Below are 23,834 nucleotides of genomic sequence, written 5' to 3' on the forward strand. Positions count from 1 at the left end.
TCGTTCTCTCGGCAGGGGAGTGTCGGTATCGGGGTGATCGTCTCACATCGCCTCGCCCGGTACGATTGATGATCGAGAGGGAGTATCCCGTCCTCGCGCGTCCGTCATCACGACCTCCCTCTGCGGTAGTCCGGGCGCGCGCCGCCGACACCGGCGGGGGAGAGACTCTCGGCATCCTCCTCGTGAAAGGCTCGTATGGAGCTCCCTGTCGCCTTCGAGGTCGGTTCGCTCGTCGTCCTGACCCTGATCCTCGTCGCCGATCTGCTGCTGATCATCAAGCGCCCCCACATCCCCTCGACGAAGGAATCGTCGCTTTGGGTCGTGTTCTACGTCACCCTCGCGCTCATCTTCGCGCTGCTGATGTGGATCTTCGCCGGCGGTGAGTACGCCGGGCAGTTCGTCGCGGGCTGGCTCACCGAGTACAGCCTGTCGATCGACAACCTCTTCGTGTTCGTGCTGATCATGAGTCAGTTCTCGGTCCCGCGCGCGGCCCAGCAGAAGGTGCTCATGGTGGGCATCATCATCGCGCTGATCCTGCGAGGCATCTTCATCCTGCTCGGCGCCGCGATCATCGAGCAGTTCAGCTGGGTGTTCTACCTCTTCGGCGCCTTCCTCATCTACACGGCATGGCGTCAGGCCTTCCCCGGCGAGGAGCACGATGAGGAAGTGAAGAAGGACAGCTTCGTCGTCCGACTCCTGCGTCGCCGTATCTCCATCAGCGACGAGTACGACGGCGCGAAGGTCCGCACCGTCATCGACGGCAAGAAGTTCTTCACCCCGATGATCATCGTGTTCGCGGCGCTCGGCATGACCGACCTGCTGTTCGCGATCGACTCGATCCCGGCGATCTTCGGCATCACCCAGAGCGCGTTCATCGTCTTCACCGCGAACATCTTCGCGCTGATGGGTCTGCGTCAGCTCTACTTCCTGCTCGGCGGCCTGCTCGATCGCCTGAAGTACCTGCACTACGGCATCGCGTTCATCCTCGCTTTCATCGGCGTGAAGCTCGTCTTCCACGCGATGCACGAGAACGAGCTGCCGTTCATCAATGGCGGCGAGCACATCGAATGGGTGCCGGTCATCAACACGTGGCTCTCGCTCGGTGTCATCATCGCGTCGATGGCCGTCGCCACGATCGCGTCGCTCGTCGCGGTGCGCCGCGACGGCCTGCGCGAGCCGGTGCACGCGGCTGCAGCGGTGGCCGACGAGAGGGGTACGCCTGCGTCCGTAGACGGCGACCCCGAGGCATCCAACCGCAGCGACCACTGAGTCGTAACGCGGGGGCGTATACACTGCGTCCCCGCGTTACGCCGCCCCAGGACGCTGTCTGAGCCCTGTGGTTGGCTAGCGGGCGTGATCGAATTCCGCGAGGTCATGAAGACCTAGATACGATTCGGATGTGAGATATCTCCTTATCGCGCCGTATTCGGGCGTGCAGGTCAACAGGCGGCCGCACGTTGAGTGGTTGGATATGCCGCCACGTACGTCCAGCGTTTGGGTGGAGGAGCACGTAACAGTCGTTTTCAGAGAAGTTGCAGTTGTCCACGGCTACCGTGTGCTGTTTCTCGTTGTCGACGTGGCAGACACAAGGCGTGATCTGGATCACCTCGAGATGTTCCTCGACGAGGTGGCGCGGGTCGCAGGTGAAGCGCATTCGAGTGAAGCTCCCCTCCGCTGGGTAGCGCGTCTGCAGCTCTCGATGGACCATTCTGAGTCCGATGTGTGGCCTGCGGCAGATAGATTGCAGGTCTCTATCGGAGACGGTGCGTCGCTGGCCATTGGTTGGGGAGGCGGGCGCCTTGACGGCTGGGACGCGCTTGCGCCGAGTATCCACATTGAGATCCTCGCGGGGCTAGCGGAGGCTCAGGCGCTTTGGTGCGAGTTGGCCGACTTGATGGAGACGGCTCGCGGTGATTTCGACGACCTGTATACGAGTACGTCGGCCGCGGGGGCCCACAAGCGGTTGGAGAGCCTCGTGCGAGTGAGCGCTGAATTTCAGCGCCACACCTTATCGTGGGGGCAGGTCTCGAATGGCACCCGCATTCGGCCGCGTGCGGTCGCCCGCGCGACCCTGGCTGCCTGGGACTACCCGGCCACACGGGCGCAGGCAGAGTCGGACATTTCTGCTGCGATGGCGCATGCGCAAGTTGTAGATCAACTCGCTGTCTCTCGCTATCAGAAGGCGGTCGAAGGAGTGCTCCTTGCGCTTACATTTGTGTCTGCTCTTGGTCTTGTGATCGGCTTGGTTGACCTCTCATTCACCGTGGTTGGCCAAGGCAGTGCGGGTTCGCAGGGCCGAGGTCTACTCGAAGTCATCCGGTTCTCGGATATTGACGGTGTGCTCATTGGATCCGGAGTCGTGCTCGCCGTCAGTCTCGTCTCACTTCTAGGCGCTGGCGCGCTCTCGAGGCGATTCAAGTGAGCGCTCTCGACGACGTCCTTTTAGCTTCGATTCACGGTGAAGAGCCGCAGACCTGGCGCGACGCAGAAGAACGGATTTCCGGAGATAGGGATGCGGTGCTTCGACTCGTCGAACACGGGGCCACGGTTTACGGCTTTACCACTCGGGTTGGGCCGTTCGACGCCGTGCACGGCAGGTCACTCGATGACCATCTGTTGAAGGACCACTTAGTCGGCGCAAAGATTTCGGTGCCCCGGAGCTTCTTTCGCCTCTTGTCGGCTACGAAGGCGGCTCAGTTGTCTGTCGGAGGTTCCGGGATAAGTCTCGAAACGTACCGACGAATTATCCACTCGTCGATAACGGAGAGGGAAGGGGACGTCTCCGGCGCTTGGCTGGCGAGTTACGGGGCTGCCGACGTCGTACCGGGGTCATGGTGGCTTCGGGAACTTCTCCTGTCCGAGCGACACTCGATGTCCTCCGGCGACTTCATATGTTCGGTCAGCGGTTCTTTCGTCTCCACCTCAATTGGGATCGTTGCCCTTCTGAAAGCCCACCGGCTCCTTGCCCGCTTCTTGGTTCTGGTGCCGACGATCGATCGTCAAGTACCACTTCGTTCGAGTCACGCTGGTGAAGCGAGAGTCAGAGAACTCCTCGATACCGAGAGCACCGCTACCCGAGTTCAGGCCGCGATCAGCATGCGTGACGTGAGTCCCGTTGTTTCTCTCGGTGTCCAAACGATTGGCGAGTTGGAGCAGGCTCTTGAATCCCGGTTGAGCCACCAATCTGCCAACCCGCTCATTGTCGCCGAGCCGGAGGCGCGGGCAGTCAGTCAGAATTCGTATCTCGATTTCCAGCTGACACATAGGTTGAGTGCGACGCTGAGCATGCTGCATCTAATCGGTCACCACGTCCAACGGTTGCTGGACCACGATCTCGGCCTACATCCGCAGCCCGAGCTTGTTCAGGGTCCCAAGGTTGCCCAATCAATCCTCGAACGCAGTCGTGCGCTGTTGTCTGCGCCTTCGTTTGTGTCTCCGCAGTCGGGGGGGGTTGAGGACATGTATGACATGTCGCTCGAGATCGGGGTTCGTGTCCTATTGATGTGCGCTCAAGTCGAGCAATGCATTGAGCTCTACGAGCCGCGTTCTCAGACTCACCGCAGCATGGACGCGATGCAATCGGCTCTCGGTGGTGTGGCGGCGCGCGTCGATGACGTGATGGACTTCGCGTCCCAATGGTCTGCAGCGCTTCGGGCGGGCTGGGGCGCGGTATAGCGTAATTGTGTGACGGTGCCAGGGCGAACCGAAGATCGATGCCGGTGGTAATGTCGCCTCATGCGGATCGCTCGCCTCCTTCTTCGCGGCCGCGACGGGACCTCGTTCTGAGCCCTCTCCTGTCGCGGTGTGCAGTGCGGGCTTGATCCACTTCCTGGAGAACGAGAGAGCATGACCATTTCCGTACCCGACCGCCCCCGCACCCTGGCCGAAAAGGTCTGGGACGACCACCTCGTCGTGAAGGGCGAGGACGGTCAGCCCGACCTGATCTACATCGACCTGCACCTGGTCCACGAGGTCACCAGCCCACAGGCCTTCGACGGCCTGCGCGCCGAAGGTCGTCCGGTGCGTCGCCTCGACCTGACAATCGCCACCGAGGACCACAACACCCCGACGTGGGACATCGACAAGCCCATCGCGGACCTCACGAGCCGGACGCAGATCGACACGCTCCGCCGCAACGCCGAGGAGTTCGGTGTGCGCCTGCACTCGCTGGGCGACAAGGAGCAGGGCATCGTGCACGTGGTGGGTCCGCAGCTCGGGCTCACGATGCCGGGCGTCACCGTCGTATGCGGCGACTCGCACACGTCGACCCACGGCGCTTTCGGCGCGATGGCGTTCGGGATCGGCACAAGTGAGGTCGAACACGTCCTCGCCACGCAGACGCTGCCGCTGAAGCCCTTCAAGACGATGGCCATCACGGTCGAGGGCGAGCTGAAGCCGGGCGTGAGCGCGAAGGACATCATCCTCGCGATCATCGCGAAGATCGGCGCAAACGGTGGCCAGGGGTACGTGCTCGAGTTCCGCGGTTCCGCGGTCCGTTCCCTCTCGATGGAGGGGCGCATGACGATGTGCAACATGTCGATCGAGGCGGGGGCGCGCGCCAGCATGATCGCCCCCGACGAGACGACGTTCGCGTACCTGAAGGGGCGCGACCACGCGCCGACCGGACAGGACTGGGACGATGCGGTCGCCTACTGGCGGACCCTGCCGTCCGATGAGGGCGCCGTGTACGACGCCGAGGTGTTCCTGGATGCCGACGAGCTGGAGCCCTTCGTCACGTGGGGCACCAACCCCGGGCAGGGCGTGTCGCTGAGCGGCGTCGTCCCGACCCCCTCGGACTTCACCGACCCGAACGAGCGGGCCGCTGCAGAGCGTGCGATCGAGTACATGGACCTCGCGCCGGGCACGCCGCTCAAAGAGGTGCCGGTCGACGCAGTGTTCATGGGTTCCTGCACGAACAGCCGGATCGAGGATCTGCGCCAGTTCGCGTCGCTCATCGAAGGGCGCGAGAAGGCGCCGGGCGTCCGCGTCATGGTCGTTCCGGGCTCCGCGCGCGTGCGCCTGGAGGCCGAAGCCGAAGGGCTCGACAAGATCATCACCGCGTTCGGCGCGGAATGGCGCTTCGCGGGCTGCTCGATGTGCCTCGGCATGAACCCCGACCAGCTCGCGCCGGGGGAGCGGTGCGCCTCCACCAGCAACCGCAACTTCGAGGGACGCCAGGGCAAGGGCGGACGTACCCATCTCGTATCGCCGCAGGTGGCCGCTGCCACCGCCGTGCTCGGCCGACTCGCCAGCCCCAGCGATCTCGACGCGCGCGTCGGAACGGAGGTCTGAACCATGGATGCGTTCACCACTCACACCGGGATCGGCGCGCCCCTGCGCCGGTCGGCGGTCGACACCGACCAGATCATCCCCGCGGTGTACCTGAAGCGTGTCACCAAGACCGGCTTCGAGGACGCGCTGTTCGCCAACTGGCGTCAGGACCCGGACTTCATCCTCAACCAGGAGCCGTACCGCGAGGCATCCGTGCTCGTCGCTGGTCCCGACTTCGGCACCGGCTCCAGCCGTGAGCACGCCGTCTGGGCGCTCCGTGACTACGGCTTCCGCGTCGTGCTGAGCACCAAGTTCGCCGACATCTTCCGCGGCAATGCCGGCAAGCAGGGGCTCGTCACGGGCGTCGTGACGCAGGCGGTGCTCGAAGCGCTCTGGGCCGCGCTGGAAGCGGAGCCCGGTCGCGAGGTCACAGTCGATCTGCAGACACGCTCGGTGCGGGTCGGCGACCTCCAGGCCACGTTCGACATCGACGATTACACTAGATGGCGGCTCCTCGAAGGACTCGACGACATCGGGCTCACGCTGCGCAATGAAGACAAGATCGCGCAGTTCGAGGCGCGCCGAGAGGCGTGGCGGCCACGGACACTCCCCGTCCGATAAGCCGGATCGCGCCCTGCACAACGGAGCGCGCCCGACGAATCCTCGATACACAGATGAGGTCTCATCGATGAACACACTCTTGAGCGACTCGGCACCGACGCCGGCCGGAGGCAACAGCCTCGGCCAGACGCTGACGATCCGCGGCGGACGCCCCCTGGTGGGCCGCGTGGACGTGAAGGGGGCGAAGAACCTCGCGACGAAGGCGATGGTGGCGTCTCTGCTCGGCGAGACGGCGAGCATCCTCAGGGACGTGCCCGAGATCAGCGACGTCCACGTGGTGCGCTCGCTCCTCGAGGTGCACGGCGTCGAGGTCACCGAGCTCGAGGACGGCGTGCTGAAGCTCGACCCGAGCGGTGCGGTCTCGGCGAACTTCGAAGAGATCGATGCCCACGCCGGCGCCTCGCGTATCCCCATCCTCTTCTGCGGCCCGTTGCTGCACCTGCTGCACCAGGCGTTCATCCCCGACCTGGGTGGATGCCGCATCGGCGACCGTCCGATCGACTTCCACCTCGACGCGCTCCGCTCCTTCGGCGCGATCGTGGAGAAGCAGCCGAGCGGCATCCGCCTCTCGGCCCCGAACGGCCTCCACGGCGCCAACATCGAGCTGCCGTACCCGAGTGTCGGCGCGACTGAGCAGGTACTCCTCACCGCCGTGCGCGCGAAGGGGACGACCGAGCTGCGCAACGCGGCGATCGAGCCCGAGATCATGGATCTGATCGCGGTGCTGCAGAAGATGGGCGCGATCATCTCCTACGAGCCCAATCGGGTCATCTTCATCGAGGGCGTCGAGTCGCTGCGCGGCTACGACCACCGCAGCATCTTCGACCGCAATGAGGCCGCCTCGTGGGCGTGTGCCGCGCTCGCGACCGACGGCGACATCTTCGTCGCCGGCGCGAAGCAGCAGGAGATGCTCACCTTCCTCAACGTCTTCCGCAAGGTCGGCGGTGACTTCGACATCGCTGAGGACGGCATCCGCTTCCGTCGCGGCGGCGCACTGAAGCCGGTCACCGTCGAGACCGATGTCCACCCGGGCTTCATGACGGATTGGCAGCAGCCGCTCATCGTCGCACTCACCCAGGCCGAAGGCGAGTCGATCGTCCACGAGACGGTGTACGAGAACCGGCTCGGGTTCACCCGGGCGCTCGTGCAGATGGGCGCGGACATCGTCGTGCACCCCGAAGGCATCGCGAACTCGGACCGCCGGGTCCCTCGTCGAGCGCTCGAGCAGGCGGCGGTCATCAACGGCCCCACCCCGCTGCATGCTGCAGACGTCGTCGTCCCCGACCTGCGCGGCGGCTACAGCTACGTCATCGCCGCACTCGCCGCAGAGGGTGAGTCGACGGTCCGCAACATCGGCATCATCCGCCGCGGCTACGAGAAGTTCCTCGAGAAGCTCACCGCCCTGGGTGCCGACTTCGACGTGACAGACTGACCCCGTGACCGAACGTCGCCGTGCCTCCGCGGAGAAGACCCGGCCGAGCGCGTTCTGGCCGGCCGCTGCGATCGTGGTGCCAGGTACCGGATGGTTCGCGCGGATCGAGATCGAGGGCGGTGAGCACCTCCCGATTGAGGGGCCATATGTCCTCGCGCCGAACCACTACAGCGAGTTCGACCCGGTGATCATCGCGGTCGCGACCTGGCGGCTGGGTCGGGCACCTCGGTTCATGGCCAAAGAGAGCCTCTTCAAGGTGCCGGTGCTGGGAGCCATCCTCCGCGCGACCGGCATGGTCCCCGTGGCCCGGGCATCGTCGGCGTCCGCGGCCAAGCAGACCCTGGAGCAGTCCCGCGCGCTCGTCGCGGATCGCCGCGGCGTCATCGTCTACCCGGAGGGTTCGCTCACCCGCGATCCGGACCTCTGGCCCATGCGCGGCAAGACCGGTGCGGTGCGACTCGCCTTGAGCGCGGAGACGCCGATCCCCGTGATCCCGGTCGCGACCTGGGGTGTGCAGGAGATCCTCCCGCGGTACGGCAAGCTGCGGTTCTGGCCGCCACGTCGCCGGGTGCGCGTGCTGCTCGGACCACCCGTCGATCTGAGCGCCTTCACGGGCACGGTGCCCGGCACGCTCGCTGCGGCCACCGATGTCGTCATGCGCGACATCTCCGCGCTGCTCGGCGAGCTGCGCGGCGAGACGCCGCCCGCCGCGCTTTGGAACCCCGCGCAGCACGGCCAGAAGGAGACCGGACGCCTTGACTCCTAGGGAATCGAATCGGCGCGACGCGCCGATGCCCCGTGTCGCCGTGCTCGGTGCCGGAAGCTGGGGCACCACGTTCGGCAAGGTACTCGCCGACGGCGGCGCCGACGTTATGATGTGGGCTCGTCGGGCGGAGCAGGCGCACGAGATCCGCGAGGGCAAGCGCAACTCGCAGTACCTGCCCGGCATCAACCTGCCGCGCAATCTCAGTGCGACCCATCACCTCGCCGAAGCACTCGACGGCGCGACGCAGGTCTACATCGCGATCTCGAGCCAGGCGCTCCGGCAGAACCTGAAGGGCGTCCGCCCGCTCCTGACGGGCAGCGATGCGCCGATCGTCTCCCTGATGAAGGGGGTCGAGAAGCGCACCGGCCTGCGCATGAGCCAAGTCCTCGAGCACGAGCTCCGCTGCGACCCCGACCGCATCGCGGTGGCATCCGGTCCGAACCTCGCCCTCGAGATCGCGCGCCAGCACCCCACCGCAGCCGTGATCTCTTCGTCGAGCCAGGAGACAGCCGAAGCGGTCGCACGACGCGCCCGGAACAAGTACTTCCGCACCTTCGTCAACACGGATGTGATCGGCACCGAGTTCGGCGGCGTCCTCAAGAACCTCATCGCGGTCGCGATCGGCATCGTCGACGGCGTCGGGTACGGCGAGAACACCAAGGCGTCGATCATCACGCGCGGTCTCGTCGAGATGACCGACTTCGCCGTCGCGCAGGGCGCCGAGCCCGAGACCCTGCAGGGCCTCGCCGGCCTCGGCGACCTCATCGCGACGTGTCAATCGCCCCTCAGTCGCAACAACACCGCCGGACGGCTCCTCGGTCAGGGCTACAGCTTCCACGAAGTCGTGAAGCAGATGGACCAGACCGCCGAGGGACTCGCCTCCGTCGCGCCAGTGCTGCACCTCGCCCGCGAGGCCGGCGTGCAGATGCCCATCGTGGAACAGGTGAAGATGGTGCTCGACGGCATCATGCATCCGCGCGACATCGCGCCCCACCTCACGACAGACGACGACGAGCCCACCGGCGAGAGGACTTCGAATGAACAAGGCGGCGGTGGTGCTGCTCTTTGGCGGTCGATCGAGCGAGCACTCGATCAGTTCCGCAACCGCGGGCGGGGTGCTGCGGGCGATCGATCGTGACCGCTTCCGGGTGATCCCCGTCGGGATCACCCGCGACGGCGCGTTCGTCCTCGAAGAGGACCGACCCGAGAAGTTCGCGCTCGATCCCGAGCGGCTTCCCGAGGTCGTCGACAACGGCACGCGCATCATCTGGCCCGATTCGACGCTGACGCGCGAACTGCAGGTGCGGCATCCGGACGGCAGCGTCGAGTCGCTCGGCGACATCGACGTCGTCTTCCCGATCCTGCACGGCCGGTTCGGCGAGGACGGCACGGTCCAGGGCTTCCTCGAACTTCTCGATCTGCCCTACGTGGGTGCAGGCCTCCTCATGTCGGCGATCGGCATGGACAAGCACACGACGAAGAGCATCCTCCAGGCCGCCGGTGTTCCGGTCGTGCCGTGGGTCACGGTGACCCGTGCCGATCTGGAACGCACCCCGGACCTGTGGCATCGCCGCATCCGCGGACTCGGTCTCCCCGCGTTCGTGAAGCCGGCACGCGCCGGGTCGAGCGTCGGTGTGTCGAAGGTCTCGGACTGGTCCGAATTGGATGCCGCCCTCGAGACCGCGTTCGCCGAAGACGGCACGGTGCTCGTCGAGCAGGCGATCGTCGGTCGTGAGGTCGAATGCGGCGTGCTGCAGGGACGGGACGGCGGCGTGCCGCGCGTGAGCGTCGCCGGCGAGATCGTCGTGTCGGGCCGCGACTTCTATGACTTCGAGGCGAAGTACCTCGGCGCGGACGGCATCGACCTCGTGTGCCCGGCTGATCTGCACGAGGGTGAACTCGCCGAGATGCAGCGGATCGCCGCGCGCGCGTTCGAAGCGGTCGGCGGGCAGGGCCTGTCACGGGTGGACTTCTTCTACACGGGCACGGAGTTCTTCGTGAACGAGGTCAACACGATGCCCGGGTTCACGCCGATCTCGATGTTCCCGACGTGCTGGATCGAGAGCGGGTTGAGCTACCCGGCGCTGATCAGCGAACTGATCGACCTCGCACGCTGACGCGGGTCACGGCGCGTCCGGAACCGGCGTGGCATCTTCGAGGGTCGTGCACTGCGACTCGACGTCGAAGTCGTCCGTGATGAGTGCGCTGACCGTTCTGACCGCTTCGCTGGACGACACCGTGTCGTAGTCCACGAGGATCTCGATCGCGGGCACCCGGCCGTAGGTGGTGATCCGGTACAGCGGCGCTTCGGAATCGTCCACGATCCAGTCGACGCCTTCGACCGTTTGGCAGGGGAGCGTGCTCGGCCCCGACGGTGTCACGCCGCAAGCGAAGATGATCGCGGACGGGTCGCCCCACGCGGCGGTCGACTGCGCGTCGGTCCAGCGGCGGTCCTCACCCTCGAGGACGTCGGGGAGGCGCACCATGACGTCGGCGCAGCGCGGGTCGCCGGCATCGTCTGCGGGCTCCAGCGCGACGGTCGAGGTGCATCCCGACAGAAGCGCTGCGCCGAGCACCAGCAGAAGTGGAACGAGGGCGGCGCGCTGGCGGGGCATCGCTCCAGGCTACCGTGGGAGCGTGAGCGAGCAGCGCGTGGGTGACGTCGACGAAGGCACGCTCCTGCGTCGGATCTTCGCGGTGCTGGAGGGCTCGTCGGCCGCGATCGTCGGCCCCGGGGACGACGCCGCGGTGCTCCGGACGCCGGGAGAGCGTGTTGTCGCCACGACCGACACCCTGGTCCACGGGCCCGATTTCCGCCTGGCGTGGTCCAGCGGCACCGACCTCGGCTTCAAGGCAGCCGCGGTGAACCTCGCCGACGTCGCGGCGATGGGCGCTCGGCCCACTGCGCTCCTCGTGGCGCTCGCGGTGCCGGAATCGATGCCGGTCTCGTTCGTCGAGGATCTCGCCGGCGGACTCCGCGCCGCCTGCGATGAACTGGCGCCCGGCTGCGCGATCGAGGGCGGCGACCTCACCGTTTCGGACACGCTCACGGTCGCGGTGACCGCGCTCGGCGTCCTCGAGGGCGAGCCCGTCCGCCGTTCCGGCGCTCGCCCCGGCGACGTCGTCGCCGTGGCGGGGGCGCTCGGGGCTGCGTCCCGCGGGCTGCAGATCCTGTTCGGGCGTTTCCGTGACGCGACAGGGACACCGGTGCCCGTCGACCTGGACACACTCTCGGCCGGTGAGCGCGCTGACCTCGCCGCCCAGCTTCGCCCGGCGCCGCCGATCTCGCTCGGGCCGATCGCAGCCGCGGCGGGAGCGACGGCGATGATGGATGTCTCGGACGGGCTCGTGCTCGACGCGACCCGTATGGCGGATGCCTCGGGAGTGACCCTCGAGCTGTCGTCGAGGCTCGACGCTGACGCGCTCACCGGTGGCGAGGACCACGCACTGCTGGCCACGTTCGCCGCCGCGGACGTGCCGGCCGGCTTCCGTGTGATCGGTGCTGTGCGCCCGCGGGCGAGCGCGTCCGTCACCGTCGGTGGCGTCGTCCCGACCGGACGCGGCGGCTGGGATCCGTACCGCGATTGGGACGCGGCGCGAGGCTGACCGCGTTCAGCCGGCCCCGACCCACCACAGCGTCGTGTCGCCGTACCGCTTCGAGCGTTCCACGACGAGTCCGGCGGGGAGTGATGGTTCGGGCGACCGGCTCGAGCGCTCGAGCACGACCAGCGCGTCCGGGGTCAGTCGAGGCGTCAAGAGCGTGAGCGTCGCGGTGAGTTCATCGTCGCTGAGGTCGTACGGCGGATCGATGAAGACGAGATCCCAGCGCGTGGCGCCTTGGCGGAGGAACGCATCGGCGGCGGCTCGGTGCACGCGGAGGGCGGCCTGCGGCACGCTCCGACCCACTGCGCGCGCGTTCTGTTCCGCGACCTTGGCCGCCTTCGGCGCGCGTTCCACGAGATCAGCGGATGCCGCGCCGCGGCTGACCGCCTCGAGCCCGAGCGCGCCGGAGCCGGCGTAGAGGTCGAGGACCGCGGCATCCGAGACGGCATCCGCGGCGTCCAGCGCGCCGAACAGGGACTCGCGTACCCGTTCGCTCGTCGGCCGGGTGCCTGCGTCGGGGACCCCGAGGGTCAGCGATCCGGCGGCTCCCGCGATGATCCTCGTCACCCCGCCACGATACCGGCGTCCGCGTCGGTGGTCGCTCGTAGACTCGGGGCATGCCGCAGTTCACCTTCGACACCCTCCTCGTCGAGGCCGTCGGTGAGAAGGTCGCGAAGTCGCTCCAGCGTGCGTTCTCGGTGCAGACGGTCGGAGAGCTGCTCGGGCACTACCCCCGGCGCTACGCCAGCCGCGGGCAGCTCACGCCCATCGACTCGCTTCCGGTCGGTGAGATGGTCACGATCGTCGCCGAAGTGCGTTCGGCGAGCTCGCGGCAGATGCGAGGCCGTCGCGGCGAACTCCTCGAGGTCGTGATCTCGGACGGCGCGGGCACGATGTCGTTGACCTTCTTCGGTCAGGCGTGGCGGCTGAAGGATCTGCAACCCGGTCGGCAGGGCGTCTTCTCGGGCAAGGTGGGGGAGTATCGCGGCACCCTGCAACTGGCGCACCCCGACTACGACCTGTTCGACGACGAGGCATCGGCGCGCATGAACGCCGAGGCGTGGCGCAACATGCCGATCCCGATCTACCCCGCCACGAGCACCTTCCCGAGCTGGATGGTCAAGCGCGCCGTCGATCAGGTGCTCCGTCACCTCGGCCCCGTTCCCGATCCGCTCCCGGAGGCGTTCCGACAGGAGCAGGAGCTCCTCGACGCCCGTACGGCGCTGGTCCGGGTGCACGCGCCGGACTTCCCCGATCAGGTGGCGCCCGCGCAGCGGACTCTCCGGATGCACGAGGCGTTCGTGCTGCAGGCGGCGCTGCTGCAGCAGCGGCAGTTCGTCCGCATGATGGCGGCGGTCCCGCGTCCCGCGGGCCGGCAGCTCGAGGCGTTCGACGCGGCGCTGCCGTTCGAGCGGACGCCCGACCAGCACACGGTCGGCGACCGCATCGCGGCGGACCTCGTCGGCGCGTGGCCCATGAACCGGCTCGTGCAGGGTGAGGTCGGCTCGGGCAAGACGCTGGTCGCGCTCCGCGCGATGCTGCAGGTCGCAGCCAGCGGTGGCCAGTCCGCGCTCATCGCCCCGACCGAGGTGCTCGCCGCGCAGCACCTCCGCTCGATCACCCGCATGCTCGGACCGCAGCTGGCACCTGAGCTCATGCCGACGCTCCTCACCGGCCAGCTCCCTGCAGCCCAGCGACGGAAGGCCGCGCTGCGAGCAGCCGCCGGGCAGGCACTGATCGTCGTCGGTACCCACGCGCTGCTGAGCGAATCGACGACGTTCTCCGATCTCGGTCTCGTCGTCGTCGACGAGCAGCACCGCTTCGGCGTCGAGCAGCGCGAGACGCTCCGCGCGAAGGGCACGTCGCCGCACGTCCTGGTGCTCACGGCGACGCCCATCCCGCGCACCGTTGCGATGACCGTCTTCGGCGACCTCGACGTCTCGACGATCCGCACGTTGCCCGCAGGCAGGCCCGGCATCGAGAGCTTCGTCGCACCGGTGGGGGAGAAGCCCGCGTGGTTCGCGCGCGTCTGGGCCCGCGTCGCCGAGGAAGTCGCGAAGGGCCACCAGGCGTTCGTGGTCTGTCCCGCGATCGACGCGTCGAAGCCCGCGGGTGAAGAGGCACCCGCCGAAGACGCGGAGGCGGGGGAGGGACGCACGCGATGGGGGGTCGTGCAGGCGGCCGAGCTCCTGGCGTCCCACCCCGACTACGCCGGCATCCGCGTCGAGATCCTCCACGGCAAGATGCCCGGTGAGCAGAAGGATGCCGTGATGCAGGCATTCGCGCGCGGCGAGATCGACGTGCTCGTCGCCACCACGGTGGTTGAGGTCGGTGTCGACGTGCCGAACGCGTCCACGATGGTCATCCTCGAGGCCGACCGGTTCGGTGTCTCGCAGCTGCACCAGCTCCGCGGTCGCGTCGGCAGAGGCAGCGTGCCCGGATTGTGCCTGCTCGTCACTGAGGCCGACCCCTACACACCCGCCCGCACGCGAGTCGAAGCGGTCGCGGCCACCTCGGACGGCTTCGAGCTCGCTGAGATCGATCTCGACCTCCGCGGCGAGGGCGACGTCCTCGGGGATGCGCAATCCGGCGTGCGATCGTCACTACGGCTCCTCCGCGTCGTCGCGGACGCCGACCTCATCGCGATCGCCCGCGCCGAGGCCGAGCGTGTGCTGGAGCGTGACCCGACGCTGAAGCAGCACCCGGGGCTCGCGGCATCCATCTCGGCACGGGTGAGCAGCGCCGAGCGCGCGGCACTCGCCAAGAACTGAGCGGAAGCCCCTCGCCGCGAATGGGGGCGCCGCGATTAGGCTCGGCGCATGAGCAATCGCATCGCAGTCGTCCCCGGGTCCTTCGACCCGCCGACGCTCGGTCACCTGGACGTGATCCGTCGGGCGGCGGGGCTCTACGACCAGCTCCACGTGCTGGTGGTCCACAACCCGGGCAAAGAGGCGATGCTCCCGATCGCGCAGCGGCTCTCGCTGCTCGAGCAGTCGATCGCCGAAAGCGACATCGACGGCGACGTCGTGGTCGCTGCGTGGAGCATGGGGCTCCTGGTCGACTACGCCACCGATGTCGGCGCCGGCGTGCTCGTGAAGGGGATCCGTTCGCAGGTCGACGTCGCGTACGAGACGCCGATGGCGATCGTGAACCGCCATCTCGCGCACGTCGAGACCGTGTTCCTCCTCCCTGATCCGGCACACGCGCTGGTCTCCAGCTCCCTCGTCCGGCAGGTCGCGTCACTGGGCGGAGACGTGTCGCCGTTCGTCCCGCCTGCGGTCGCACGTTTCCTCGACACCGGGAATCGCTCGGCCTGACCGTCGCACGCGCCGCGTACCATGGTGGTGTGGTGAGAAAGCATGTGAGCGGTCCGTTCGTCCTCCCCGTCCGCGACCTCATCCGGAAGCCCGGCGAGATGCGGGAGTTCGATCTCGTCGTCCCCGCCCCCGAGCGCTGGGGTGAAGGCCTCGTGTACGTCGCGGCCGACCACGACATCGAAGTGGGCGTCCGGTTGGAGTCGGTCCACGAGGGGATCCTCGTCTCCGCGGAGGTCGACACCGCCTACGAGGGTGTGTGCAGCCGCTGCCTCACCGACGTGACACGCCCCCTCCAAGTCGAGTTTCAGGAGCTCTTCGGGTATTCTGGTGACGAAGCGACTGACTTCCAGGTTCAAGACGACCACGTGGATCTTGAAACTCTGGTCAGGGATGCGATCGTCCTGTCGCTTCCGTTCCAGCCGGTGTGTCAGCCGGACTGCCCGGGCCTCGACCCGAGAACGGGCGAGAAGCTGACCGAAAACGCTGTGCCGGAGACGGAGATCGACCCGCGCTGGAATGCGCTGGCCGCCTTGACGGCCCACACCCCAGACCACGACGACGAGGCAGCGCGCCCCGCCGCCGATAACACAGAGAAGAGCTGACCATGGCAGGTAACCCCCCGAAGCGGAAGGTCTCCCGCTCCAACACTCGTTCGCGTCGCGCGCAGTGGAAGGCCGAGGCCCCCACGCTCGTCAAGACCATCGAGAACGGCAAGGTCGTCTACAGCCGTCCGCACCAGGCGAAGGTCGTCACCGACTCGCAGGGCACGGAGCTGTTCCTCGAGTACAAGGGCCGCAAGGTCGCCGACATCTGATCGGCGCGTCGTGACTGACGCCACCGGTGCTTCGGCACTCACCGACAAGCTCGGGGTCGATATCGACCCCGAGCTTCTGTCGCTTGCCCTGACGCATCGTTCCTTCGCCTACGAGAACGGTGGAATCGCCCACAACGAGCGGCTCGAGTTCCTCGGCGACTCGATTCTCGGCCAGGCGGTCACCGTCCACCTGTTCCGACGGCACCCCGATCTCGACGAAGGGTCACTGGCGAAGCGCCGGGCCAGCGTCGTGTCGACGATCGCGCTCGCTGAGGTGGCGCGCGGCATCGACCTCGGTCCGTATCTTCGCCTCGGCCGCGGCGAGGACCAGACCGGTGGACGCGACAAGGACTCGATCCTCGCCGACACGACCGAAGCACTGATCGGGGCGACCTATCTCTCCGCGGGACCGGATGCGGCGACGGCGCTGGTCCTCCGTCTCGTCGAACCGCTGATGGCCGACCCTGAGCGATACGGCGCGGCGATGGATCCGAAGACGAGCCTGCAGGAGCTTGCGGCGCGGATGGAGCTCCCGCCGCCGGCGTACACCGTCGCTGCCGCCGGACCCGATCACCACCGTGTGTTCACCGCGACCGTCGCAGTCGGCGACATCGCCCGCGAAGGCGTCGGTTCGAGCAAGAAGCAGGCCGAGATGGCAGGCGCCCTCGCCGTCTGGCGCGAGCTCTCGGCACGCGCGTGAGCGCTGGTGCCTGAGCTCCCCGAAGTCGAGGTCGTCCGAGCGGGCCTCGCACCCGCGTTCGCAGGCGCCCGGATCGAGGCGGTCACGGTCGCCGATGAGCGTGCGCTCACGCGGCATCCCGGATCCGCTGCATCCTTCGCGACAGCGTTGACCGGCCGCAGCGTCTCGGCGGTCGTCAGGCGGGGAAAGTTCCTGTGGCTTCCGCTGGAGGACTCCGCGCGGGCGATCGTCGGACACCTCGGGATGAGCGGGCAGATGCTGCTCCGTGCTTCCGGTGCCCCGGCGGAGCGTCACGAACGGGTCCGGTTCGACATCCGTCATCCGCTGCACGGCGATCTGGCCGTCGTCTTCGCCGACCAGCGCACGTTCGGGTCGCTCGCCGTCGACGACCTGCTGCCCACGCCGGACGCTGCCGCCGGTGGCTGGGGGAGCGATCGACCGTTCGTTCCGTCGCAGGTCGCGCACATCGCTCGGGATCCCTTGGATGCCGCATTCGATGAGGGCGCGTTCCGCGCGGCGCTCGGGCGCTCGAGGTCCGCGGTCAAGCGCGTCCTGCTCGACCAGACCGTGGTGAGCGGTATCGGCAACATCTACGCCGACGAGTCTCTGTGGGGCGCTCGCGTGCACCCCGAGACGGTCGCGGGGTCGTTGGCGACGCGCACCGTGACGCGCCTCCTCGTCGAAGTCCGTGCGGTCCTGCACAAGGCCCTCGCCGAGGGCGGGACGAGTTTCGACGCCCAGTACGTGAACGTCAACGGTCAGGCCGGCTACTTCGCCCACTCCCTCAACGCGTACGGCCGCACCGGCGCACCGTGCCACCGCTGTGGCACCCCGATCGTGCGAGTGAGCTTCACGAATCGCTCGAGCCACTTCTGCCCGCGCTGCCAGCGCCGACGCTGACCCCAGCGCCCCGGCGCGGCACGAACGCAATGGATCGTCCGTGACACGCCGGGGATGGATGCCACGCGGCGGTGTGCCGCGCGGCATCCATTGCATCCGTGCGCGTCGACCCGACGCGGTCAGGCGTCGAGCGTCTTCTTCCACGCGCCGATGTAGGCGCGCGGGACGAAACCGATCTCCTCGTTGATGTCGAGCATCGGACGGTTCTCCTCGGCGTTGAACGTCAGGATGCGACCCGAGCGCGGCGCGATCTCATGCCAGCGGAGGATCCCGGCGCACTTCACGAGCTGGCCGAGCTTGTGTCCCCGGTGCTCCTTCAGGACGAGCGTGTCCATCTGGTGCGTCGTCGCCGTTTCGTCCACGCCGCTCACGAGTTCGTTGAAGGCCACGACGTCGCCGCTCTCCTCGTGGATCGCGACCGTCACCAGCACCGTCTGGCCGGCGTCGGTGAAGCGCGCGTCGTGGCGTGCAAGTCGCTCCACGTCCCAGGTCTCCTCGTCGATCTCGAGCGCTGCCGTCGGCACGTCGGTCGACATCCGCGACTTCGCCCATGCGTAGCCGGCGGCGTGCTCCGGCGGCGTCGGCAGCGTCCACTGCTCGACGCGGTAGCCGGTCGAGCGCGTCCGCGCAGCGTCGAGGAGCGTCGCGACGTGCGAGAGCGCGGGCTCGATCTCGAGAGTGCTCTTCCGCTCGACCTGCTCGAGCGTGTACCCGAGGTCGAGGTAGAACCTCGCTGCGCGGTCGCGGGGGATCTCGCCGAAACCGGTAGGAGCAGCGAGGGTCGGCCCCGAGGCTTCCGGATGCTCGGCCCAGGACTCCAGGACCGTGCGCCGGTGGGCGCGCGCCGTCTCCTCGACCAAAGGGTAGAGGGCACGCCCGAGGCCGCGACCCTGCACGGCTCCGAGGAGCTCGATGAGCCAGTACGCCACCTTCGAGCCGGGCTCGAGCGGGATGTCGACGCCGACGCGACCGACGATCTCACCGCCGACGCGAACCACGTGGACGACGCGGATCTCGTCGGAGTTCGGTGCATAGTGCGGCAGGAGCTGCGCCGGCGTCAGCGTCTCGTCGTCGTTGCCGGCGATCTCGCGGTAGATGCGGTTGCGAACCTCGGTCAGCTCGATGAAGTCCGCTGCGTCGTCGTCTTCGAGGCGCGCGGGGATGACCAATGGGTGGACGGTGAAGTCGATGGGGGTGTGCATGCGAGTGCTGCTTTCGTGTGCCGGGGCCACGGCGGGAGAGCCGTGGCCCCGGGAGGGGGTCACCGGAGCGGTGCGGAAGTGTGGAATGCGCGGGCCGCGGCGCGTTCGCGTCGCGAGCGCGCGGCATCCGCTCCGCGCACTGCGCGGAGTGCGTCGCGGGTAGGGCCGGGCCGGGTGCTCCACAGGAGCAGCCGGACGGCGACTTTGATCGCGACGCGGTCGATGAGGTTCGGGCGGACCGTGCGGTCCGCCAGGTCGGGATGCTGCAGCGCGGCGGGAACCGCCGAGATGCGCTGCGGCGCGTGGATCGTTGACATGAGCGTGCTCGATTCGGATGGGGTGATGGATGCCGCGAGGGTGCGGCGAGGATCGTGCCGCAGCACGAGGGGGGTCGCGGTCAGGCGACGGGGATCCGGCCCACGGGAGGTGGGCCACTCGGATCGCCGGTCGAGTCGAGTGAAGCGACTCGGGGCGTGGCGTCACACGTGGACGAGACCGTCCAGGTGGATCGTCGGGAACAGCGGCGCGTTACGCGCGGGTGTTCGCCGCGGCGCCGAAGGAGACGGTTCCCGCTCCAGGACGCAGAGCGGTGAATGCCCGGTCGGTGGTGGTGATGTCGGTCATCATGTCGGGAACCTCCTTTCTCAGACTTCTGACGCGAGCACTGAGACTAGACCCGCATTCCGCGCGCCGTCAAGTCTCGGTCGGAACTCGTCCGCTACCGTTGACCGAGAACCGAGCCGGAGGCAGAACCGCATGCACTTGAAGAGCCTGACGCTCAAGGGCTTCAAGTCGTTCGCGCAACCCACGTCGTTCGTGCTGGAACCCGGCGTGACCTGCATCGTCGGGCCGAACGGCTCCGGGAAATCCAACGTCGTCGACGCACTCGCGTGGGTGATGGGGGAGCAGGGCGCCAAGACGCTCCGCGGCGGCAAGATGGAAGACGTCATCTTCGCGGGCACCTCGACCCGCGGGCCGCTGGGGCGCGCCGAGGTGCAGCTCACGATCGACAACAGCGACGGTGCACTCCCGATCGATTACACCGAGGTCACGATCAGTCGGACGCTTTTCCGCAACGGCGCGAGCGAGTACGCGATCAACGGCGAAACCTGTCGTCTTCTCGACGTGCAGGAGCTCCTGAGCGACTCCGGCCTCGGCCGCGAGATGCACGTCATCGTCGGACAGGGGCGCCTGGACACCGTCCTGCAGGCCACGCCCGAGGACCGTCGCGGGTTCATCGAAGAGGCCGCCGGGATCCTCAAGCACCGCCGTCGCAAGGAGAAGACGCTCCGCAAGCTCGACGCGATGAACGCGAACCTCACGCGCTTGAGCGATCTCGCGGGCGAGCTGCGACGCCAGTTGAAGCCCCTCGGGAAGCAAGCCGAGATCGCTCGGGAAGCCGCGACGATCGCGGCCGTCGTCCGCGACGCGAAGGCCCGACTGTTCGCCGATGAGTTGGCGACGCTCCGCCGCGAGCTCGCCGCCCACGCGCAGGGCGAGCAGGAGCGGCACGCCGAACGCCTCGTTCTGCAGGACCAGGCCGACCAGATCGCGCAGCGGATCACGGCACTCGAAGCCGATCAACGCTCGGAGGCGGTGGACCGTGCTCGCGCCACCACCTACTCGCTGTCCCAGGTGCAGGAGCGGCTTCGCGGGCTCGCGTCGCTCGCGGCACAGCGGTTGTCGCTGCTCGAAGACGACGCCGACGCGGTCGTCCAGGCCACGGTGGGCCAGCACATGATCGATGAGGCGCGCGCCGAGATCGATGAGATCTCCGCGGGATTTGGCGATGCACAGGATGCCGCGGCCGCTGCGGCGCGCGATGTCATCCGTGCCCGTGCCGAACTCGACGCGCTCGACGCCGACATCGCGGCGCAGAGTGCGCTCGTGTCCGAACACGACATGCGACTCGCCGCACTTCGAGGTGCCGCCGATTCCGCTGCATCGAAGGCGGAGGCGCTCCGGGCGGCTGTCGACCGGCAGCAACGCGCCCTCGATGCGGCACGGGAGCGTCGAGCGGAGGCTGAAGCGGCTCTCGCCGAGGTCGCACCCGTCGGCGACGCGCCGGTCGACACGACCGCCGCGCATACGGCGGCCTACGAGCGTACGCAACGCGAGGCTGCCGAAGCGGAGGCCGCAGTCGGCGGCATCCGCGATCGACTGCACGCCGCCGAGCGAGAGCGGGAATCGCTCGTCGCCGAGACCGCTGCGCTGGGTCGCGCACTCGACATCCGCAATGCCGCAGCAGCCATCGTCGCCCGCGGCGAGTCGGGCGTCCGCGGCTTGGTCGGCGATGCCGTCAAGGTCACAAGCGGTTACGAAGCGGCCGTCTCGGCCGCACTCGGCGCGCTCGCGGAGGGCGTGCTCGTCGACGACATCGAGACAGGCTTCGCCGCCGTCGCCTCGGCACGTCGCGATGACCTCGGCGCGTTGGACGTCGCACTCGTGCACGGGGACGTCGTCGAACCACTCGCGGTGACTGGGCTCGTCGCTGCCGCCAGCGTCGTCGAAGCGCCCAGCGGTGTGCTCGCGATTCTCGGCCGCGTCGGCATCGCCGACGATCTCCCGACCGCGCATGAGGCGGCTCGGCGGGCGGCATCCGACGGCGTCGCCGTCACGGTCGTGACCCGGGGCGGGGAGGTCGTCACATCGACCACGATCCGCGCCGGCTCGGGCCAGTCACGTTCCCGGCTGGAGCTTGCGGCCGAACGCGACGCGGCTGCGGTGCGACTCGCAGAGGTCGCGGTCGTCGTCGATTCACTGCGTGAAGCGCTCGTCGATGCGCAGGGCGAGTGGGATGCCGCGCGACGTCGGACGCGCGAAGCGCTCGACGCGCTCCGCGCCCACGACTCGGAGCTCGCCGCACATACCGAGCAGGTGAACCGCGCGACCGTCCGCCACGAGGCTGCGATCGCGGAGTGCGACCGGCTCGAGTCGGGGCTGCGGCAGGCCGAGGCGGCTGCCGTCGAAGCGGAGAGCGCCGCGCGTACTCGTGCCGATGCGTTGGATGCCGCGGCCGAAGTACCCCGTCCGATCCTCGATGCATCGGCCCGGGACGGACTGCTCGATGCGCTCGAGGCTGCGCGCACGGCGGAGATGGACACGCGACTCGGCGTCGAGACCTTGCGTGAGCGGGTGCGTGCGGCGGAAGCGCGGGTCACGCAGCTCGAGCGTCAGCGTGAGCGCGAACGGGAGGCTGCCGAGGAGGCGGCTCGGCGTGCGGTGATCCGTCGAGCGCAGCGCGCCGTGGCGGCTGAAGTCGCAGGGCAGCTTCCGGCGGTGCTGGACTCGGTCGATCGCTCGGTCGCGAAGGCTCGCGTCGAGCTCGAGCGCGCGGAGCAGACCCGCACCGAGGTCACTGCCGAACTGACGGCACTGCGCACGCGCGACGCCGACGTCCGTCGCCGGATGGCCGGGCTCACGGAGTCGGTGCACAGCCTCGAGTTGCAGATCCACGAGAAGCGATTGCACGTCACGAGCCTGCTCGACCGCGTCGGCTCCGAGCTCGCGCTGAGCGAAGATATTCTTCTGGAGGAATACGGCCCGGACGTGCCGATTCCAGGGGACGGCGATGCTCAGGCCGAGCAGTATGACCGCGCGGCGCAGCGGCGACGTCTGCAGGATGCCGAGCGCAAGCTGGGGCAGCTCGGACGGGTGAATCCGCTCGCCCTCGAGGAATATGCCGCGCTCGAGCAGCGGCACGCGTTCCTGACCGAACAACTCGACGACCTCGTGCAGACGCGGACGGACCTGCTCACGATCATCGAAGAACTCGATGAGCGGATGCAGTCGATCTTCCTCGCCGCGTTCGAGGACACGCGGGTCGCCTTCGGCGAAGTGTTCCCGATCCTGTTCCCAGGGGGGACGGGCAGCATCTCGCTGACCGATCCCGACAGCCCACTCACGACCGGCATCGAGGTTTCGGTGCGCCCGGTCGGCAAGAAGATCGAACGGCTGTCTCTCCTGTCCGGCGGTGAGCGATCACTTGCGGCCGTCGCACTGCTCACGGCGATCTTCAAGGCGCGGCCCAGCCCGTTCTACATCCTCGACGAGGTGGAGGCGGCGCTCGACGATGCGAACCTCGGGCGCCTCCTCGGCGTATTCGAGCAGCTTCGCGAGTCGTCGCAGCTCATCGTCATCACGCACCAGAAGCGCACCATGGAGATCGCCGACGCGCTGTACGGCGTGTCCATGCGCCAGGACGGCGTCTCGGCCGTCGTCGGTCAGCGCGTCCGAGAGCGCGCAACCGCGTAGGGACCGGCGGGGATCGCCGGCGCCGGTCAACTAGCCTGGAACCATGGCGGAGAGTCCCTGGTCCCTCGGTCGCGCGCTGCGCGGCATGTTCGTGAAGCCGACGATCGATGAGACGACGTGGGATGACCTCGAGACCGCGCTGATCACGGCCGACTTCGGTCCCGACATCTCGGAGCGCATCGTCGACGAGCTGCGCGCGAAGGTCGAGCGGTACCGCACGACCGACCCGAAGGACCTCCAGCGGATGCTCCGGGAGACGCTCGAGGAGCACTTCGCGAAGTTCGACAGCACGCTCCACCTGAGCGAACGTCCCGCGGTTGTCCTCGTCGTCGGCGTGAACGGCGTCGGGAAGACGACCACGATCGGGAAGTTCGCCGCATACCTGCGGCGGTTCCAGCGTTCGGTCGTCGTGGGCGCGGCGGACACCTTCCGCGCGGCTGCGGTCGACCAGCTCGCCACCTGGGCCGAGCGCGGCGGCGCTGCGATCGTTCGCCCCCAGCACGAGGGTCAGGACCCTGCGTCGGTCGCGTATCAGACCATCGAGCACGCGATCCGCACCGGCACTGAGATCGTCCTGGTCGACACCGCGGGTCGATTGCACACCAAGGGCGGGCTCATGGATGAGCTCACCAAGATCCGTCGGGTGATCGAGAAGCGGGCGCCGATCAGCGAGGTGCTCCTCGTGCTCGACGCGACGACGGGCCAGAACGGCGTCATGCAGGCCGAGGCGTTCCTCGAGCATGCCGGGGTCACGGGGCTCGTGCTCACGAAGCTCGACGGCTCAGCGCGAGGTGGCTTCGTGCTCGCGGTGCAGGAGCGCACCGGCATCCCCGTCAAGCTGCTCGGGCAGGGGGAGGGGATCGGCGATCTGACCGGTTTTACCCCGCACGTGTTCGCCTCCGCTCTCGTCGATTGACGGTGCGGCGCTCGCGCCGCGGCACCAAGGCTGGTTTC

22 protein-coding genes are annotated in these 23,834 nt (G+C 68.1%); 18 read left to right on the forward strand and 4 right to left on the reverse strand.

Annotation, left to right across the window (positions count from 1 at the left end; all coding sequences use genetic code 11):
* The first annotated feature begins 195 nt into the window (after window positions 1–195).
* The 9 genes from QNI14_RS03975 to QNI14_RS04015 all read left to right on the forward strand — a co-directional run bounded on the left by QNI14_RS03975 (window position 196) and on the right by QNI14_RS04015 (window position 10,207).
* Window positions 196–1,269, forward strand: a complete 1,074-nt coding sequence (locus QNI14_RS03975; protein ID WP_283715017.1) for a TerC family protein — start codon at window positions 196–198, stop codon at window positions 1,267–1,269.
* 130 nt (window positions 1,270–1,399) lie between these two features.
* Window positions 1,400–2,422, forward strand: a complete 1,023-nt coding sequence (locus tag QNI14_RS03980; RefSeq protein ID WP_283715018.1) for a hypothetical protein — start codon at window positions 1,400–1,402, stop codon at window positions 2,420–2,422.
* The gene (locus tag QNI14_RS03985) at window positions 2,419–3,675 is read left to right on the forward strand and encodes an aromatic amino acid lyase (RefSeq protein WP_283715020.1); all 1,257 of its coding nucleotides are present in this window, start codon (window positions 2,419–2,421) and stop codon (window positions 3,673–3,675) included. The genes QNI14_RS03980 and QNI14_RS03985 overlap by 4 nt, the downstream gene beginning before the upstream one ends.
* Window positions 3,676–3,846: 171 nt before the next feature.
* Window positions 3,847–5,292 carry a 3-isopropylmalate dehydratase large subunit gene (leuC, locus tag QNI14_RS03990; protein ID WP_283715021.1) on the forward strand — a complete coding sequence of 482 codons (1,446 nt, stop codon included), beginning with the start codon at window positions 3,847–3,849 and terminating at the stop codon, window positions 5,290–5,292.
* Window positions 5,293–5,295: 3 nt separating this feature from the next.
* Window positions 5,296–5,892 carry a 3-isopropylmalate dehydratase small subunit gene (gene leuD, locus QNI14_RS03995; protein WP_283715022.1) on the forward strand — a complete coding sequence of 199 codons (597 nt, stop codon included), beginning with the start codon at window positions 5,296–5,298 and terminating at the stop codon, window positions 5,890–5,892.
* A 67-nt stretch (window positions 5,893–5,959) separates the two neighbouring features.
* Entirely contained in the window at window positions 5,960–7,324 is a 1,365-nt protein-coding gene (gene murA, locus QNI14_RS04000) for a UDP-N-acetylglucosamine 1-carboxyvinyltransferase (RefSeq protein WP_283715023.1), read from the forward strand.
* A 4-nt stretch (window positions 7,325–7,328) separates the two neighbouring features.
* Window positions 7,329–8,090, forward strand: coding sequence for a lysophospholipid acyltransferase family protein (locus tag QNI14_RS04005; RefSeq protein ID WP_283715024.1), 762 nt, complete (start codon window positions 7,329–7,331; stop codon window positions 8,088–8,090).
* 25 nt (window positions 8,091–8,115) lie between these two features.
* Entirely contained in the window at window positions 8,116–9,228 is a 1,113-nt protein-coding gene (locus tag QNI14_RS04010) for an NAD(P)H-dependent glycerol-3-phosphate dehydrogenase (protein WP_283715025.1), read from the forward strand.
* Window positions 9,128–10,207 (forward strand): D-alanine--D-alanine ligase family protein, encoded by a 1,080-nt coding sequence (locus QNI14_RS04015; RefSeq protein WP_283715026.1) that lies wholly within the window; start codon window positions 9,128–9,130, stop codon window positions 10,205–10,207. The genes QNI14_RS04010 and QNI14_RS04015 overlap by 101 nt, the downstream gene beginning before the upstream one ends.
* A gap of 6 nt (window positions 10,208–10,213) precedes the next feature.
* Here the strand turns inward: QNI14_RS04015 and QNI14_RS04020 are convergent, their stop codons facing one another.
* Window positions 10,214–10,705 (reverse strand): DUF3515 family protein, encoded by a 492-nt coding sequence (locus tag QNI14_RS04020; protein WP_283715027.1) that lies wholly within the window; start codon window positions 10,703–10,705, stop codon window positions 10,214–10,216.
* A gap of 22 nt (window positions 10,706–10,727) precedes the next feature.
* Between QNI14_RS04020 and thiL the strand changes: the two genes are divergently transcribed.
* Window positions 10,728–11,696, forward strand: coding sequence for a thiamine-phosphate kinase (gene thiL / locus QNI14_RS04025; RefSeq protein ID WP_283715029.1), 969 nt, complete (start codon window positions 10,728–10,730; stop codon window positions 11,694–11,696).
* A gap of 6 nt (window positions 11,697–11,702) precedes the next feature.
* On the opposite strand, the gene rsmD is transcribed toward thiL, so the two are convergent.
* A complete protein-coding gene (gene rsmD / locus QNI14_RS04030) occupies window positions 11,703–12,260 on the reverse strand; it encodes a 16S rRNA (guanine(966)-N(2))-methyltransferase RsmD (RefSeq protein WP_283715030.1) in 558 nt (185 codons plus the stop codon).
* A 50-nt stretch (window positions 12,261–12,310) separates the two neighbouring features.
* Here rsmD and QNI14_RS04035 point away from each other — a divergent pair, with 50 nt between their 5' ends.
* The 6 genes from QNI14_RS04035 to mutM are packed head-to-tail and all read left to right on the forward strand — an operon-like array spanning window position 12,311 to window position 17,424.
* Window positions 12,311–14,464, forward strand: coding sequence for an ATP-dependent DNA helicase RecG (locus QNI14_RS04035; protein WP_283715031.1), 2,154 nt, complete (start codon window positions 12,311–12,313; stop codon window positions 14,462–14,464).
* Window positions 14,465–14,512: 48 nt separating this feature from the next.
* Window positions 14,513–15,010, forward strand: coding sequence for a pantetheine-phosphate adenylyltransferase (gene coaD / locus QNI14_RS04040; RefSeq protein WP_283715032.1), 498 nt, complete (start codon window positions 14,513–14,515; stop codon window positions 15,008–15,010).
* Window positions 15,011–15,054: 44 nt separating this feature from the next.
* A complete protein-coding gene (locus QNI14_RS04045; protein WP_283715177.1) occupies window positions 15,055–15,612 on the forward strand; it encodes a YceD family protein in 558 nt (185 codons plus the stop codon).
* A gap of 2 nt (window positions 15,613–15,614) precedes the next feature.
* Window positions 15,615–15,824 (forward strand): 50S ribosomal protein L32, encoded by a 210-nt coding sequence (gene rpmF, locus QNI14_RS04050; RefSeq protein ID WP_018188062.1) that lies wholly within the window; start codon window positions 15,615–15,617, stop codon window positions 15,822–15,824.
* A 10-nt stretch (window positions 15,825–15,834) separates the two neighbouring features.
* Window positions 15,835–16,524: a ribonuclease III gene (gene rnc, locus QNI14_RS04055; protein ID WP_283715033.1), complete on the forward strand. Its 690-nt coding sequence runs from the start codon at window positions 15,835–15,837 to the stop codon at window positions 16,522–16,524.
* A gap of 6 nt (window positions 16,525–16,530) precedes the next feature.
* A complete protein-coding gene (mutM, locus tag QNI14_RS04060) occupies window positions 16,531–17,424 on the forward strand; it encodes a bifunctional DNA-formamidopyrimidine glycosylase/DNA-(apurinic or apyrimidinic site) lyase (protein ID WP_283715035.1) in 894 nt (297 codons plus the stop codon).
* A 119-nt stretch (window positions 17,425–17,543) separates the two neighbouring features.
* Here mutM and QNI14_RS04065 read toward each other — a convergent pair whose 3' ends face one another.
* A complete protein-coding gene (locus tag QNI14_RS04065; protein WP_283715036.1) occupies window positions 17,544–18,626 on the reverse strand; it encodes a GNAT family N-acetyltransferase in 1,083 nt (360 codons plus the stop codon).
* Window positions 18,627–18,685: 59 nt separating this feature from the next.
* Window positions 18,686–18,943, reverse strand: a complete 258-nt coding sequence (locus QNI14_RS04070; protein WP_283715037.1) for a hypothetical protein — start codon at window positions 18,941–18,943, stop codon at window positions 18,686–18,688.
* 439 nt (window positions 18,944–19,382) lie between these two features.
* Between QNI14_RS04070 and smc the strand changes: the two genes are divergently transcribed.
* Window positions 19,383–22,880 (forward strand): chromosome segregation protein SMC, encoded by a 3,498-nt coding sequence (smc, locus tag QNI14_RS04075; protein WP_283715038.1) that lies wholly within the window; start codon window positions 19,383–19,385, stop codon window positions 22,878–22,880.
* A 43-nt stretch (window positions 22,881–22,923) separates the two neighbouring features.
* Window positions 22,924–23,796, forward strand: coding sequence for a signal recognition particle-docking protein FtsY (ftsY, locus tag QNI14_RS04080; protein WP_283715039.1), 873 nt, complete (start codon window positions 22,924–22,926; stop codon window positions 23,794–23,796).
* Window positions 23,797–23,834 lie beyond the last annotated feature (38 nt).

Origin of the sequence: Microbacterium dauci (assembly GCF_030065535.1) — a bacterium.
GTDB classification, from domain to species: domain Bacteria; phylum Actinomycetota; class Actinomycetes; order Actinomycetales; family Microbacteriaceae; genus Microbacterium; species Microbacterium dauci.

Coding starts and splice junctions, on each gene's coding strand:
- QNI14_RS04035 (WP_283715031.1), top strand. CDS start 12,311: ATGCCGCAGTTCACCTTCGACACCCTCCTCGTCGAGGCCGTCGGTGAG.
- QNI14_RS04065 (WP_283715036.1), bottom strand. CDS start 18,626: ATGCACACCCCCATCGACTTCACCGTCCACCCATTGGTCATCCCCGCG.
- leuC (WP_283715021.1), top strand. CDS start 3,847: ATGACCATTTCCGTACCCGACCGCCCCCGCACCCTGGCCGAAAAGGTC.
- QNI14_RS03975 (WP_283715017.1), top strand. CDS start 196: ATGGAGCTCCCTGTCGCCTTCGAGGTCGGTTCGCTCGTCGTCCTGACC.
- QNI14_RS04015 (WP_283715026.1), top strand. CDS start 9,128: ATGAACAAGGCGGCGGTGGTGCTGCTCTTTGGCGGTCGATCGAGCGAG.
- coaD (WP_283715032.1), top strand. CDS start 14,513: ATGAGCAATCGCATCGCAGTCGTCCCCGGGTCCTTCGACCCGCCGACG.
- smc (WP_283715038.1), top strand. CDS start 19,383: ATGCACTTGAAGAGCCTGACGCTCAAGGGCTTCAAGTCGTTCGCGCAA.
- murA (WP_283715023.1), top strand. CDS start 5,960: ATGAACACACTCTTGAGCGACTCGGCACCGACGCCGGCCGGAGGCAAC.
- leuD (WP_283715022.1), top strand. CDS start 5,296: ATGGATGCGTTCACCACTCACACCGGGATCGGCGCGCCCCTGCGCCGG.
- QNI14_RS04070 (WP_283715037.1), bottom strand. CDS start 18,943: ATGTCAACGATCCACGCGCCGCAGCGCATCTCGGCGGTTCCCGCCGCG.
- QNI14_RS04010 (WP_283715025.1), top strand. CDS start 8,116: ATGCCCCGTGTCGCCGTGCTCGGTGCCGGAAGCTGGGGCACCACGTTC.
- rpmF (WP_018188062.1), top strand. CDS start 15,615: ATGGCAGGTAACCCCCCGAAGCGGAAGGTCTCCCGCTCCAACACTCGT.
- ftsY (WP_283715039.1), top strand. CDS start 22,924: ATGGCGGAGAGTCCCTGGTCCCTCGGTCGCGCGCTGCGCGGCATGTTC.
- QNI14_RS04020 (WP_283715027.1), bottom strand. CDS start 10,705: ATGCCCCGCCAGCGCGCCGCCCTCGTTCCACTTCTGCTGGTGCTCGGC.